The following is a 13,207-nucleotide window of genomic DNA, read 5'->3' as shown; positions in this document are numbered from 1 at the left end:
GGATATATGATGCAAAAACGCTGGCTTATGACATTACCTGCCGTCTTCATTCTTGGTCTGACCGGTTGTGCCGAAAATGCGCAACAGCGGCTCAATGACCAGACAGTGGCAGCCATCAACTGGACTCAGCAGTCCGGGGAATATCAGGCGCTGACATGGCAGGCATTTAATGTCGCGACTCAGGCGTTTGATAATGCAGTCTCTGAAAGCGGAAAACCCGGCGCGGTGATTGTCGATCTGGATGAAACAATGCTGGATAATAGCGCCTACCAGGCCTGGCAGGCAAAGAATGATCAGCCCTTCACAGATGCCAGCTGGTCTGCCTGGACACGGGCGCGGCAGGCACGGGCAGTACCGGGGGCAGTCGAATTTGCCCGTTATGTTGACAGTCACGGCGGTACGGTGTTCTACGTATCGAACCGGGATCAGAAAGATTATCAGGCCACTGTGGATAACCTGACCGCATTAGGTTTCCCCGGGGTCAGTAACAATACCCTTCGTCTGAGTACGACCACCTCTAATAAGCAGGCGCGTTTTGATGAGATTCGGCAATCAGGGGCCAATGTTGTTTTGTATATTGGTGATAACCTGAATGATTTTGGCGGAGCCAGCTGGCATAAAGATAACGCTCAGCGCCGTGAATTTGTCAGCAATAATCATGCCCTGTTCGGAACGAAGTTCATTATTCTGCCGAATCCGCAATACGGCGACTGGGAGAGTGGTCTGGCCGACGGCTACAACCAGTTATCTGCTCAGCAGAAAATACAGGTCAGAGAACAGAATTTACGGGCCTGGAACGGCCAGTAATCCGCGCTCACTGACCGGCTATCGCATTTAATGACATTAATTTTATTAATTGTTGTTTGTTATTTGCCGCTATTTTGTCAGAATACGCGCGGTTATGAATAAGGACCATCTGTACGCGCTGAAATATCAGCGCGTAATTACCGGAAATAATCACAGGCCGTGATTACCCGCGAAATCAACATTCAGGAATAAATAATTCACTCAGGAAAGTCATTTTTTCTGAGCTACCCGCTATATTTCAGCCTTCCGGTATGGTACCTGTCTGACCTGTCCTGATACGGAATGATAACGTTCACTTATGTGACTGACGCCTGAACAAGCAGTGCGGAGTATTAAGTAATGGTGGTCCGGATTTTTAGCGAAAACACAATTATCCGCAATGGCATTTTGCTGCTGTGCTTAAGTGCGGTACTGGCGGTCATAAACAGTTATCTGCGCTTACCGCAGGCACTTTCTCTGTTCTGGGTGACAAATGCGGTAATCACCGGGTTATTTATTCGTAAGCCATTTTTGAATACTCCGCTGAATTACCTGTTTTGTTACAGCGGAATGGTGGTTTATGACCTGTATATGTCCGGCCAGGGTGTGCAGGCATTCGCAATTAATCTGGCTAATCTTATTTTTATTAGTGTGACCAGTATTCTGCTGAGCAGGCTGATGACACCTGAGGCCGGTAAAGAGAATATCCGCAGTGTGATGCTTATTTTTCCCGTCTGTCTGCTGTCGGCAATACTCTCCGGCAGCTGGTGGGCATTTATTTCTCCGTCCTGTGACAGCACTGCCGGTCTGTTAAACGTCATCGGAGAATGGAGCAGTGAACAGTTCTCGACCGGATTATTATTACTGCCGCTATTTTTAAGTATCGGCAGCAAAAGCACCGCCCGGTTACGTCTGACGTCTGTTTTTCCGGTAATTGCTGTTACCGTCCTGCTGCTCTTTGCGGTGATCTCCGGAGGCCCGGGCAGCCTGCCGTTGCCTCTGCCCGGTTTGATCTGGTGCGCGTTGGTACTGCCGGTAACGGCTACCTGTCTGATTACCTGCATTATCGGGATGACCGAAATCGTATTAATTTATACGGATCTCATCAGTACCGGTTCCGGATTTTTGCCGTCAGAAATACCCGCATTGATTTCCGTCAGGCTGGGAATTGCTGCACTGGCATTAACACCGTATATGGTTGCTGTGGGGATGGAGTCTGTCCGGTCGCTGAATCAGCAGCTATCTGTGCGGGCGAATTACGATTTCCTGACCCGGTTACTGTCCCGTGCCGGGTTATTTGACAGCCTCAGTCGTGAGCCTTTGTCGGCAGACAGAGCTATGGGACTGATTCTGCTGGATATCGATTTTTTTAAATCTATTAATGACACCTATGGCCATGATGAAGGTGACCGTGTATTACAGGAAATAAGCCAGCGGCTGGTGGTATTGACCGGTTCCCGGCACAGGGTTTCCCGTTTTGGCGGAGAAGAGTTTGCTATCGTATTATTTGACGCTGATACTGAGCAATTATACGGTTTCGCCGAAAATATCCGCCGTACTGTGGCGGATACGCCCTGTATTATTCAGGGAAAAGCCGTGCCGGTATCCGTCAGTATCGGGGTTGCCCGCGACATAGCCGGCGCGGATGATCAAAGCTGGATACCGGTAATGAACCGGCTGCTAAGTATTGCTGACCGCAATTTGTATGTTTCAAAACGCAATGGCCGCAACCGGATATCACCCGCCCGGACGGTATAGTGGCGGGCGGGTGCTACACGGCGTTTAGTGATCGAAGGCAGCCATCATCTGCTGGTCTTGCTGATGGCGTTCGCAGGCCAGCCCGATCAGTCGGGTGATCAGTTCACTGTATCCCAGACCACTGGCATGCCAGAGTTTTGGATACATACTGATATTGGTAAAGCCCGGCAGTGTATTAACTTCGTTAATAATGACCTGATTATCCGCGGTCAGGAAGACATCGACCCGCGCCATACCGCAACATTCCAGTGCCCGGAAAGCCTGTAATGCCACCTGGCGGATATGTTGTTCTGTGCCTGGGTCCAGCTCTGCTGGCACGACCACCTGTGCGCCCTTTTCGTTAATGTATTTGGTCTGATAGGAATAGAACTCATCGCTGAGAACGATTTCGCCGCAGTGACTGGCTTGCGGATGATCATTACCTAATACAGCACATTCAATCTCACGGCCGGTAATCGCCGTTTCGATAAGCACCTTACGGTCATAGCGGAAAGCGTCATGCAATGCGGGCAGCAGTTCATCAGCCGTATGTACTTTACTGACGCCGACTGATGAGCCCTGGTTTGCCGGTTTGACAAACAGCGGCAGTCCGAGTGTCCCGATGGCTTGCGCCGGGCTGAATTTTTCCAGTTCTGAAGAGGCCAGACTGATAAAAGGTGCTACCTGCAGGCCGGCATCGCGTAACAGACGCTTCGTGACGTCTTTATCCATACTGACGGCAGAACCGAGGACTCCGGAGCCGACGAATGGCAGGTTTGCCATACGCAACAGTCCCTGTAATGAACCGTCTTCACCGAGCGTGCCGTGGACAATAGGGAAGATAACATCGACCTGCGGCACCGGTGTCGCCTGACGGTGTTCTATCAGTTGCTGTTGCGCCTGACCGGGGATCAGAGCTATCTGCTGAGCCGACTTATTCAGCGCAATATGCTGCGGATCATGGGCATTAAGCAGAAAATCAGACTGCTGGTTAATCTGCCAGTGTCCCTGCTTATCTATTCCCAGAAGCACAACTTCAAATTTTGTTTTATCAATTGCATCAATAATATTCTTCGCGGATTGCAGAGATACCTGATGCTCGGCGGATTTGCCGCCAAAAATAATTCCTACCCGTTGTTTTGTCATTCTGGTCTGCCTGATCACCTGGAACAAAGTAACAACATAACATGCAGAGGATAGTGACAACAGCCTCCGCCACTGCCGGACCGGCAGTTAACGGCCTTTATCCGTTGCGGGTGGCTGTTTACTGGCCACTCCATTCCCGCAGCAGATTATGGTAGAGGTTAAGCAGTGACATACTGACATCAGCAGACTGTGGTTGTTGATTCAGGGTCTGGATATTTTCGTCCAGAGAAATCAGCATTGCGCGCTTTTTATCGTCACGGATCATTGACTGGATCCACATGAATGACGCCAGTCGCTCGCCCTCAGTGACCGGTGTAACGCAATGCAGGCTACTGGAAGGGTAGAGGATCATATCACCGGCGGGCAGTTTCACGCTGTGCTGCCCATAAGTATCACGGATAATCAGCTCTCCGCCCTGATAGCTGTCCGGTTCAGACAAAAACAGGGTGGCGGAAATATCAGTTCTCAGCCAGTCGTTACCTTCACGCCTGACAGCACCATCCACATGAAAACCGTAGGTGCCGCCGTCAGTATAACGGTTAAACAGCGGGCTGGAGATATTGACCGGCAGCGTTGCCGAAAAAAATTGCGGGTGGCTGTTCAGTCTGGTCAGTAAATACTGTTGCAGCTCCTGCCACTCGGCACTGCCCGTATCCACCTGCTGATTGGCTTTCACCTGCGAACCCTGAGCCCCGGTCGTTACCCGGCCATCTATCCAGTGACAGGCGGATAATTTTTCCTGCATCAGTGCGACTTCCTGCTTGCTCAGCAGACCGGTAATTTTTTGCATCATAGTGATATATCCCAGAGAGAAGGCCGCAGAATAGCTGCGGTGTGAGCAGGGCAGCAGGCTGATGTCTGAACCATCATCAGGCCGCTGGCTAGCCAGTTATTGTAATGACAATTGTTATCATGTTCATTCGTATTATTGTTTTGTTACAAAGTTACTACCAGCCTGAACAACATCATGGGCAGGTTCCGGAGAGCTGTCAGGGGACAGAGCGCAGGATAACGGTAAAATCTGAAAGGTGCGGGCCGGATAAATTATTTCCGGCCCGCGGGTCTGAGTATTACAGGCAGTAATCCATTTTAAAACATGGAGTTATTTGCGAAGCGGCTCGGTACGAACCGGTGCATCACCGGCAACATAATAAGGCGCGGTGCTGCGGGCTAATGGCTGGCGACCACGAATAATGTCGGCCATTTTTTCGCCAATCATGATGGTGGTGGCATTCAGGTTACCGGTGATAATTTCCGGCATAATAGAGGCATCCACGACCCGAAGTCCCTGCAGTCCGTGAACCCGCCCTTCAGCGTCGACAACTGCCATCTCGTCGTTACCCATTTTACAGGTACCGCAAGGGTGATAAGCCGTTTCTGCATGATTACGGACAAATTCATCCAGCTGTTCATCACTCTGGCAGTCCATGCCCGGACTCAGTTCTTTCCCGCGATATTTATCCAGCGCCGGCTGATTGATAATCTCCCGCGTCAGGCGGATACAGTCACGGAATTCCTGCCAGTCCTGTTTATGGGCCATATAGTTAAACAGAATTGACGGGTGCTGATGCGGGTCGCGTGATTTCAGCTGTACACGGCCACGACTTGGGGAACGCATTGACCCGACATGGCACTGGAACCCGTGTGCTTCAATCGCATTGGTACCATTATAATTAATCGCTACCGGCAGAAAGTGATACTGAATATTCGGCCAGTCAAATTCTTTGCGGCTTCGGATAAAACCACCGGCCTCAAACTGGTTACTGGCACCGATACCTGTACCATTAAACATCCATTCAGCACCAATTTTCGGCTGGTTCCACCATTTCAGCGCCGGATAAAGTGAGACCGGTTCTTTACATTCGTATTGCAGATACATTTCCAGGTGATCCTGTAAATTCTCACCGACTCCCGGTAAATCATGTACCAGCGGGATTGAAAATTTCTGCAATAAGGATGCCGGGCCAACCCCGGAACGCTGTAAAATCTGCGGTGAAGCAATAGCACCTGCTGACAGCAGCACTTCTTTACGGGCAGTGGCTTTGACCGGCGTACTGTTGTTGCCCTGTAAATACTCGACACCGACAGCCCGTTTGCCTTCGAACACAATCCGGTCGGTGGTGGCATGAGTAACAATTGTCAGGTTACTGCGTGATTTTGCCTGGTCCAGATAACCACGTGCGGTACTGGAACGGCGGCCGTTCTTGGTGACGGTCCGGTCCATCGGGCCGAAGCCTTCCTGCTGGTAGCCGTTCAGATCATCAGTACGCGGGTAACCTGCCTGTACACCGGCCTCCACCATTGCATCAAACAGCGGGTTTTTATCGGCTTTCGGGGTGCTGACACTGACCGGACCCTCACCGCCATGGTAATCATTAGGTCCGATATCACGGGTTTCTGCTTTACGGTAATAAGGCAGGCAATCGGCATAGGTCCAGTTTTCCAGCCCCGGCGCTTTGGCCCAGTTATCCAGATCCATGGCATTACCACGGATATAACACATACCGTTGATCAGCGACGAACCGCCCAGTCCTTTACCGCGTCCGCATTCCATACGGCGGTTGTTCATATGTGGCTCTGGTTCGGTCTCGTAGGCCCAGTTATAGCGTTTCCCCTGCAGAGGGTAAGCCAGGGCCGCAGGCATCTGGGTGCGGAAATCGGCACGGTAATCAGGACCGCCGGCTTCCAGCAGTAATACGCTGACGTTACTGTCTTCGGTCAGGCGGGTCGCCAGGACGTTGCCGGCAGAGCCGGCTCCGATAATAATATAATCAAATTCCATCATTATTCCTCAGGTTAGATGTTTAAAATACGGACTGGAAGGTTTCCAGTTCGACCTGAACAGATTTCACCCGGGTGTAACTTTGCAGTGTCATTTGACCGTTTTCGCGGCCGATCCCTGAATGCTTATAACCCCCGACAGGCATCTCGGCAGGAGATTCTCCCCAGCTATTTATCCAGCAAATACCGGCTTCCAGCTGGTGGATAATGCGGTGGGCACGGTTCAGAGACGGAGTAACCACACCTGCCGCCAGGCCAAAGTCTGTATCATTGGCGCGGCGGATAACCTCTTCTTCACTCTCATAACTGAGAATTGACATCACCGGGCCAAAAATTTCTTCGCGGACGATTTCCATGTCATCGTGGCAGTCGGTAAAGACAGTAGGTTCGACCCAGGCACCGTTTTCAAAGCCCGCAGCCGTCATTTGCTGGCCACCGGCCAGTAAACGTGCGCCGCTCTCAATACCGGAACGGATAAAACGCATGACATTATCGCGGTGAGCAAAGCTGACCAGCGGGCCAAAGTTAGTCTGTGGATCATCAGGTGATCCGGCTCGGATACGTGCAACACGGACCAGAATTTTTTCTTCAAACGCGGTTTTCAGCGTAGCGGGCACAAAAACCCGGGTACCGTTAGTACAGACCTGGCCTGAACTATAGAAGTTAGCCATCATGGCGATATCGGCCGCCAGGTCCAGATCGGCATCATCACAGATCACCAGCGGCGATTTGCCGCCGAGTTCCATGGTCACTTCTTTCAGGGTTGAGCCTGCGGCATTAGCCATCACTTTACGGCCGCTGACTACGCCGCCGGTAAATGACACTTTGTCGATGCCGGTATGTTCGGTCAGGGCCTGACCGGTGACAGCACCGGTACCCGGCAGTACGTTAAATACCCCGTCAGGAACACCGGCTTCCGTATAGATTTCTGCCAGTTTCAGTGCAGTCAGGGGAGTGACTTCGCTGGGCTTAAAAATCATTGCATTACCGGCCGCCAGGGCAGGTGCTGATTTCCATAATGCTATCTGAATCGGGTAATTCCAGGCACCGATACCGGCGACCACACCCAGCGGCTCACGGCGGGTATAGACAAAAGAGGTGTCGCGCAGCGGAATTTGCTGGCCTTCCAGGCTCGGTGCCAGTCCGGCGTAATATTCCAGTACATCGGCACCTGTAACAATATCCACAGCCAGCGTTTCGCTCAGGGGCTTTCCGGTATCCAGCGTTTCGAGAGCCGCCAGCTCGTCGTTACGTTCGCGTAACAGATCCACTGCTTTGCGCAGGATCCGCGAACGTTCCATTGCGGTCATTGCGGCCCATATTTTCTGACCTTTACGGGCAGAGGCAACGGCCAGATCAACATCCTGCTGACCCGCTTCATGGACGTCAGCCAGAATTTCACCATTGGCGGGGTTCACTGTCTGAAACTTGGAACCGCTCTGTGCGGGCACGCGGGCTCCGTTAATGTACAGGAACTGTTCTTCGAATCGGGACATAGTTTATTCTCCGTCAGTTGATTGAGTCTTTGCCAGTTGCTGACAAATAAAGTCGGTCGTAAGCTTTTTAGCGACAGCCAGATCAAAAGGCTGACCGCTCAGGGCAGCACGTAACCAGAGCCCGTCAATAAGTGCTGATAATCCATAACCGGCAATTCTTGCCTGCTCAGCTGGCAGTTCGCGGCGGAATTCAGCGGTCAGTGTCGACAGGAGACGGCGGCTGCTGGCAACCTGCAGCCGGTTCAGCATTGGCTGATGCATGCTGCTGGCCCAAAAATCCAGCCAGGCTTTCATTGCCGCACTGTGTACCTGGGTATCGTCAAAATTGCCATCGACGATGGCGGACAGCCGGGCGCGGGTGTCTGTCTCTGGCAATCCCCGCAGGCGGCGGAGGATAGCAGTACGCAACTGGGTGGTAATATCCCGCATGGCTGCTTCCAGCAGTCCGTTTTTGTCTCCGAAGTAGTGGCTGATGATCCCGGTAGATACGCCTGCACGTCTGGCTATCTGCGCGATAGTGGCATAATGCAACCCGACTTCATTAATGGTTTCCAGTGTGGCGTCAATAAGCTGACGCCGACGAATGGGCTGCATACCGACTTTAGGCATCCCCTTTACTCCCCGACACTTTGATATGAACCATTAAAACTTTTTTTGATTGAATGTTCAATATAAAAACAGAAATTGTTATGCTTGTGGTCATGCGGTACGGCTTTTCAGCCAGGGATTACCGCACTGAAATTATATAAGTTATTGTTATTTAAAATAAATAATTGGTCAGATACAGCGTGAGGCGATACGGCCAGACCGCCTGTAAAGATTGACACGGGGCAGGGAGGTGCCGTGATATTGTTGTTAATCTCATCGTGAAGTTAAACAGAGGTAACTAATGGGTAACCCACCTGCCAGCGAAAAAGACAAAATCAACCCTGTGGTGTTCTATACCTCCGCGGGGCTGATTTTGTTGTTTTCTCTGATGACGTTTTTCTACAGTGACACCTCCGCGAAAATTATCCAGTCAGCCGTAGACTGGGTATCAGCAACTTTTGGCTGGTATTACATGCTGGCGGCGACACTGTATATTGTGTTTGTGTTGTTTATGGCTGTGTCCCGTTTCGGGACGATTAAACTGGGGCCTGAGCAGTCAAAACCTGAATTCAGTCTGCCCAGCTGGGCTGCGATGCTGTTTGCGGCAGGGATTGGTATCGACCTGATGTTTTTCTCGGTTGCTGAACCAGTCACACAATATATGCAGCCGCCGGAAGGCTCAGGACAAACCCTGGAAGCTGCACGCCAGGCGATGGTCTGGACATTATTCCACTACGGGATGACTGGCTGGTCGATGTATGCCCTGATGGGGATAGCCCTCGGCTACTTTAGTTATCGTTATAATCTGCCGTTGACGATCCGCTCGGCGCTGTACCCGATTTTTGGTAAAAGAATTAACGGGCCTATTGGTCATACGGTAGATATTGCTGCGGTGATCGGGACAATTTTCGGTATCGCCACGACGCTGGGGATCGGCGTGGTTCAGCTGAACTACGGCCTGAATGTTCTGTTCCATATTCCCGACAGCCTGGGCGCAAAAGCGGCTCTGATTGTATTATCGGTAGTTATTGCGACGATTTCAGTCACCTCCGGGGTGGATAAAGGCATCAGGATGCTGTCGGAACTGAATGTGTTGCTGGCATTAGGTCTGATTATCTTCGTGCTGTTTTTTGGAAATACGGAATTCCTGCTGAATGCACTGGTACTGAATGTCGGTGATTACATTAATCGCTTTATGGGCATGACGCTGAACACCTTTGCCTTTGATCGCCCGACCCAGTGGATGAATACCTGGACCCTGTTTTTCTGGGCCTGGTGGGTTGCCTGGTCACCGTTTGTCGGCCTGTTTCTGGCGCGAATTTCACGTGGCCGTACTATCCGGGAGTTTGTCCTGGGGACTCTGATTATCCCGTTCGCTTTTACCCTGCTGTGGCTATCGGTGTTTGGTAATGCTGCCTTGTATCAGATTATTCATGGCAATGTTCAGTTCGCTATGGATGTTATGGCCCATCCGGAACGTGGTTTCTATAACCTGCTGGCTCAGTACCCGGCCTTTACGCTCAGTGCTTCGGTGGCAACCATCACCGGTCTGCTGTTCTATGTAACTTCGGCTGATTCCGGGGCACTGGTGCTGGGGAACTTTACTTCACGCCTGAAAGATATTAACAGCGATGCACCCAACTGGATCCGTATCTTCTGGTCGGTAGTTATCGGAGTACTGACGCTGGGAATGCTGATGACGAATGGTATTTCTGCGTTACAAAGCACGACGGTGATTATGGGGCTGCCGTTCAGTTTTGTGATGTTCTTTGTGATGGCTGGCTTATATAAATCACTGAAAGTTGAAGACTACCGCAGAGTCAGTGCCAGCCGGGATACGGCTCCGTATCTGGCGACAGCCAATGATCGCCGCAGCTGGAAAAAACGCTTGTCGCGGCTGATGAACTACCCCGGCACGGCCTATACCCGTGAAATGCTGGATAAAACCTGTTACCCCGCAATGCAGGAAGTGGCGAAGGAGCTGGAGTATCGTGGTGCTCAGGTAACGCTGGAAAACCTGCCTGCGGAAGAAGGTGAAGACCTGGGGCATCTGGCACTGACGGTGAATCTGGGCGAAGAGCAGAACTTTATGTATCAAATCTGGCCACAGAAATACTCTGTCCCCGGCTTCACTTACCGTGCCAGAAGTGGTAAGTCCACCTACTATCGACTGGAAACTTTTTTACTTGAAGGTAGCCAGGGGAACGATTTGATGGACTACAGTAAAGAACAGGTGATCATTGATATCCTTGATCAATATGAACGCCACCTGAACTTTATTCATTTACATCGGGAAGCGCCCGGCAATCATATCAATTTTCCACATCTGTAAGGATGATTGAAGCGCAGGGGGGCACCCCTGCACCGGCCTGCCCCGCAGTACAACGGGTCAGGCCGGACCGCATGTTTTTCGGACGTTATTCATTTACCCGGTGAGGTTTTATTCTCAGGGAGATGTAATGCAAAGAATTCTGAATACCTTTCTGCCGCTATATACCACCACACTTCTGATGCTACTGGGCTCCGGCTTACTGACAACCTATGTCTCATTACGGCTGGCACATCAGAATGTCAGTGGCACCGTGATTGGTCTGATTACCGCCGCCCACTATATTGGTCTGGTGGTCGGCGGAAAAGTCGGCCATAACCTGATTGCCAGGGTCGGGCACATCCGGGCCTATGTGGCTTGTGCAGGGATTATTACTGCATCAGTGATCGGTCACTGCCTCAATGATTACATCCCCGTTTGGATCGTGCTGAGGTTTATTATTGGTCTGTGCATGATGAGCCAGTATATGGTGCTGGAAAGCTGGCTGAATGATCAGGCTGAATCAGAACAACGTGGTGTTATTTTCGGGCTGTATATGGTTGCCACCTACCTGGGGTTGTCCGCAGGACAGATCATACTTACCCTGCAATCAGGGTTTGGTATCCTGCCTCTGTTGATTGTGGCTCTGTGTTTCGCATTATGCCTGGTACCTATCTCCCTGACGACCCGCACTAAAGTTCATCCCATGTCGCCTGCTCCCCTTGAACTGGGGTATTTTCTGAAAGCGATTCCTAAGATTCTGGTGATCACCCTACTGACCGGTATGGCGACCGGGGCCTTCTATGGTATGGCGCCAGTGTATGCCAGTCAGATGGGCTTTTCGACTTCACAGATCGGCGTATTTATGGCGGCAACCATTTTTGCCGGGCTGGTGGTTCAGTTCCCGTTAAGCTGGTTATCTGACCGTTATGACCGGCAGCGGTTACTGTTCTTTACTGCCATTTTGTTTCTGCTGGCCTCATTACCGCTGGCAGTGCTGAAACATGTCAGTTTTAGCATGGTGCTGGGCATCGCTTTTATTGCCAGCATGATGCAGTTTGCGTTATATCCGCTGGCGGTTGCGCTGGCAAATGACCGGATCATTGCCGAACGTCGGGTATCGCTGACGGCCTGTCTGCTGATGTCGTACGGTATCGGCGCCAGTATCGGGCCGCTACTGACCGGGGCGGTGATGCAGCCACTGGGCGGCAATATGTTGTACCTGTTTTTTGCGGTCTGCTGTGCGGTCATTATTGTGTTAACCCGTGTCCGGGAACCGCATTTGGCAGCGGATCAGGAAAATCAGGTGCCCCATGTGCCATTAACCGATGGTCTGGTGAGTTCACCACTGGCGGCTGCACTTAACCCGGTGATTGATGAACAGGATATTCAGAATACGATGGTAAATCTACCGGAGGAAGAGGCTGCTGACGGAGAACATCCTGCGGAGCCGGATAACGGCGAAAACCCTCCCCGGGATCCGCATTAATTTTTCCGGGTAAACAGCCCGTCCGGTATTGTTGCGGACGGGCTGTGACAGAATTATTTATCACCGTGCTGATACCAGGCTTTAAAATATTTCATAAAGCTGTACAGGGTGGCATAGATCCCGGTAGCCAACCCGACTTTACCCAGCCGCCAGCTGCCATTCAGCAGATACCATTTAAAAAAAGCGCCGATGGCACTGATAACACCGCGGGCCAGTGAAGGGCGGATCCGCTGATATTTAATCAGCCGGGTGGTATAGCTGTTCATCTTGGCGAACATTTCATGAAGCGAATAGAACGTATCATGGCGGACATGTCCGGGGATAATCTCACTGTGGCTTTCCCCGGTAACTTCATCGTCTACCGGCCGGTGATTAAACTTTGCCACACGCCGGTTAAACAGGCGTACCGGATAGTCGGGAGACGCGACCGGATAGATAGTTTTTACCTGTTTGCCTAATACGTACCAGTAACGGGAAATTCGCCATGCCTGATCGGCTGCCGGCTCTGCCGGGGCCGCTTTCAGTCGCATAATAAAATCCAGAGTCTGCCGGTCGAGGACCTCATCACTGTCGAGGCAAAATACCCAGTCATGTTCTGCCAGGGCAATGGCCTTATTCATCTGCTGGCCATGCATTTCATACGGACTATAGTGCGCTTCAATACCATAGTGACTGCAGATGTCGGTGGTTTCATCACTGCTGCCGGAATCAAGTACCACGATTTGATCGGCGATGGTTAACGCCGGAGGTATAACCTGCTTCAGGGTACGTGCAGAGTTAAAGGTTAACAGACAAACAGTTATTTTTATCATTGTTTCGGGTTCGTTCAGTTTATGATTTCCGAGCGTAATTATAATTAAAGCACAATACTTTTAT

At 51.2% G+C, this 13,207-nt stretch carries 10 protein-coding genes; 4 read left to right on the top strand and 6 right to left on the bottom strand.

Translation table 11 applies throughout. The features are described 5' to 3' along the window. The first annotated feature begins 9 nt into the window (after positions 1-9). Both JK216_RS03390 and JK216_RS03385 read left to right on the top strand, forming a co-directional pair. On the top strand, positions 10-807 hold the full coding sequence (locus JK216_RS03390; RefSeq protein ID WP_212710218.1) for a 5'-nucleotidase, lipoprotein e(P4) family: 798 nt from the start codon (positions 10-12) through the stop codon (positions 805-807). A gap of 339 nt (positions 808-1,146) precedes the next feature. After that, positions 1,147-2,544, top strand: coding sequence for a GGDEF domain-containing protein (locus JK216_RS03385; RefSeq protein ID WP_212710180.1), 1,398 nt, complete (start codon positions 1,147-1,149; stop codon positions 2,542-2,544). 24 nt (positions 2,545-2,568) lie between these two features. Here the strand turns inward: JK216_RS03385 and ddlA are convergent, their stop codons facing one another. From ddlA to betI, 5 genes are all read right to left on the bottom strand, one after another. After that, positions 2,569-3,669: a D-alanine--D-alanine ligase gene (gene ddlA, locus JK216_RS03380; RefSeq protein WP_212707069.1), complete on the bottom strand. Its 1,101-nt coding sequence runs from the start codon at positions 3,667-3,669 to the stop codon at positions 2,569-2,571. A gap of 118 nt (positions 3,670-3,787) precedes the next feature. After that, positions 3,788-4,462, bottom strand: coding sequence for a Fe2+-dependent dioxygenase (locus tag JK216_RS03375; protein WP_212710182.1), 675 nt, complete (start codon positions 4,460-4,462; stop codon positions 3,788-3,790). Positions 4,463-4,771: 309 nt separating this feature from the next. Further along, the gene (gene betA / locus JK216_RS03370; RefSeq protein ID WP_212707132.1) at positions 4,772-6,451 is read right to left on the bottom strand and encodes a choline dehydrogenase; all 1,680 of its coding nucleotides are present in this window, start codon (positions 6,449-6,451) and stop codon (positions 4,772-4,774) included. A 22-nt stretch (positions 6,452-6,473) separates the two neighbouring features. Then, positions 6,474-7,946 (bottom strand): betaine-aldehyde dehydrogenase, encoded by a 1,473-nt coding sequence (betB, locus tag JK216_RS03365; protein WP_212707067.1) that lies wholly within the window; start codon positions 7,944-7,946, stop codon positions 6,474-6,476. A 3-nt stretch (positions 7,947-7,949) separates the two neighbouring features. Beyond that, on the bottom strand, positions 7,950-8,555 hold the full coding sequence (gene betI, locus JK216_RS03360; RefSeq protein WP_212707066.1) for a transcriptional regulator BetI: 606 nt from the start codon (positions 8,553-8,555) through the stop codon (positions 7,950-7,952). A 280-nt stretch (positions 8,556-8,835) separates the two neighbouring features. Between betI and JK216_RS03355 the strand changes: the two genes are divergently transcribed. Both JK216_RS03355 and JK216_RS03350 read left to right on the top strand, forming a co-directional pair. Then, positions 8,836-10,866: a choline transporter gene (locus tag JK216_RS03355; protein ID WP_212707065.1), complete on the top strand. Its 2,031-nt coding sequence runs from the start codon at positions 8,836-8,838 to the stop codon at positions 10,864-10,866. A gap of 127 nt (positions 10,867-10,993) precedes the next feature. Continuing rightward, positions 10,994-12,331 (top strand): MFS transporter, encoded by a 1,338-nt coding sequence (locus JK216_RS03350; RefSeq protein ID WP_212707064.1) that lies wholly within the window; start codon positions 10,994-10,996, stop codon positions 12,329-12,331. A gap of 53 nt (positions 12,332-12,384) precedes the next feature. Here the strand turns inward: JK216_RS03350 and JK216_RS03345 are convergent, their stop codons facing one another. Further along, positions 12,385-13,143: a glycosyltransferase family 2 protein gene (locus JK216_RS03345; protein WP_212711468.1), complete on the bottom strand. Its 759-nt coding sequence runs from the start codon at positions 13,141-13,143 to the stop codon at positions 12,385-12,387. Positions 13,144-13,207 lie beyond the last annotated feature (64 nt).

The sequence above is a fragment of the Tatumella sp. JGM94 genome, from assembly GCF_018257595.1.
GTDB classification, from domain to species: Bacteria; Pseudomonadota; Gammaproteobacteria; order Enterobacterales; family Enterobacteriaceae; genus Tatumella; species Tatumella punctata.
The sequence above is the reverse complement of the archived record's forward strand: the minus strand, read 5'-3'. Positions and strand labels throughout refer to the sequence as shown.

What these genes read in the sequence shown, in the direction of transcription:
- JK216_RS03390 (WP_212710218.1), top strand. Translation starts at nt 10, where the DNA reads ATGCAAAAACGCTGGCTTATGACATTACCTGCCGTCTTCATTCTTGGT.
- JK216_RS03385 (WP_212710180.1), top strand. Translation starts at nt 1,147, where the DNA reads ATGGTGGTCCGGATTTTTAGCGAAAACACAATTATCCGCAATGGCATT.
- ddlA (WP_212707069.1), bottom strand. Translation starts at nt 3,669, where the DNA reads ATGACAAAACAACGGGTAGGAATTATTTTTGGCGGCAAATCCGCCGAG.
- JK216_RS03375 (WP_212710182.1), bottom strand. Translation starts at nt 4,462, where the DNA reads ATGATGCAAAAAATTACCGGTCTGCTGAGCAAGCAGGAAGTCGCACTG.
- betA (WP_212707132.1), bottom strand. Translation starts at nt 6,451, where the DNA reads ATGGAATTTGATTATATTATTATCGGAGCCGGCTCTGCCGGCAACGTC.
- betB (WP_212707067.1), bottom strand. Translation starts at nt 7,946, where the DNA reads ATGTCCCGATTCGAAGAACAGTTCCTGTACATTAACGGAGCCCGCGTG.
- betI (WP_212707066.1), bottom strand. Translation starts at nt 8,555, where the DNA reads ATGCCTAAAGTCGGTATGCAGCCCATTCGTCGGCGTCAGCTTATTGAC.
- JK216_RS03355 (WP_212707065.1), top strand. Translation starts at nt 8,836, where the DNA reads ATGGGTAACCCACCTGCCAGCGAAAAAGACAAAATCAACCCTGTGGTG.
- JK216_RS03350 (WP_212707064.1), top strand. Translation starts at nt 10,994, where the DNA reads ATGCAAAGAATTCTGAATACCTTTCTGCCGCTATATACCACCACACTT.
- JK216_RS03345 (WP_212711468.1), bottom strand. Translation starts at nt 13,143, where the DNA reads ATGATAAAAATAACTGTTTGTCTGTTAACCTTTAACTCTGCACGTACC.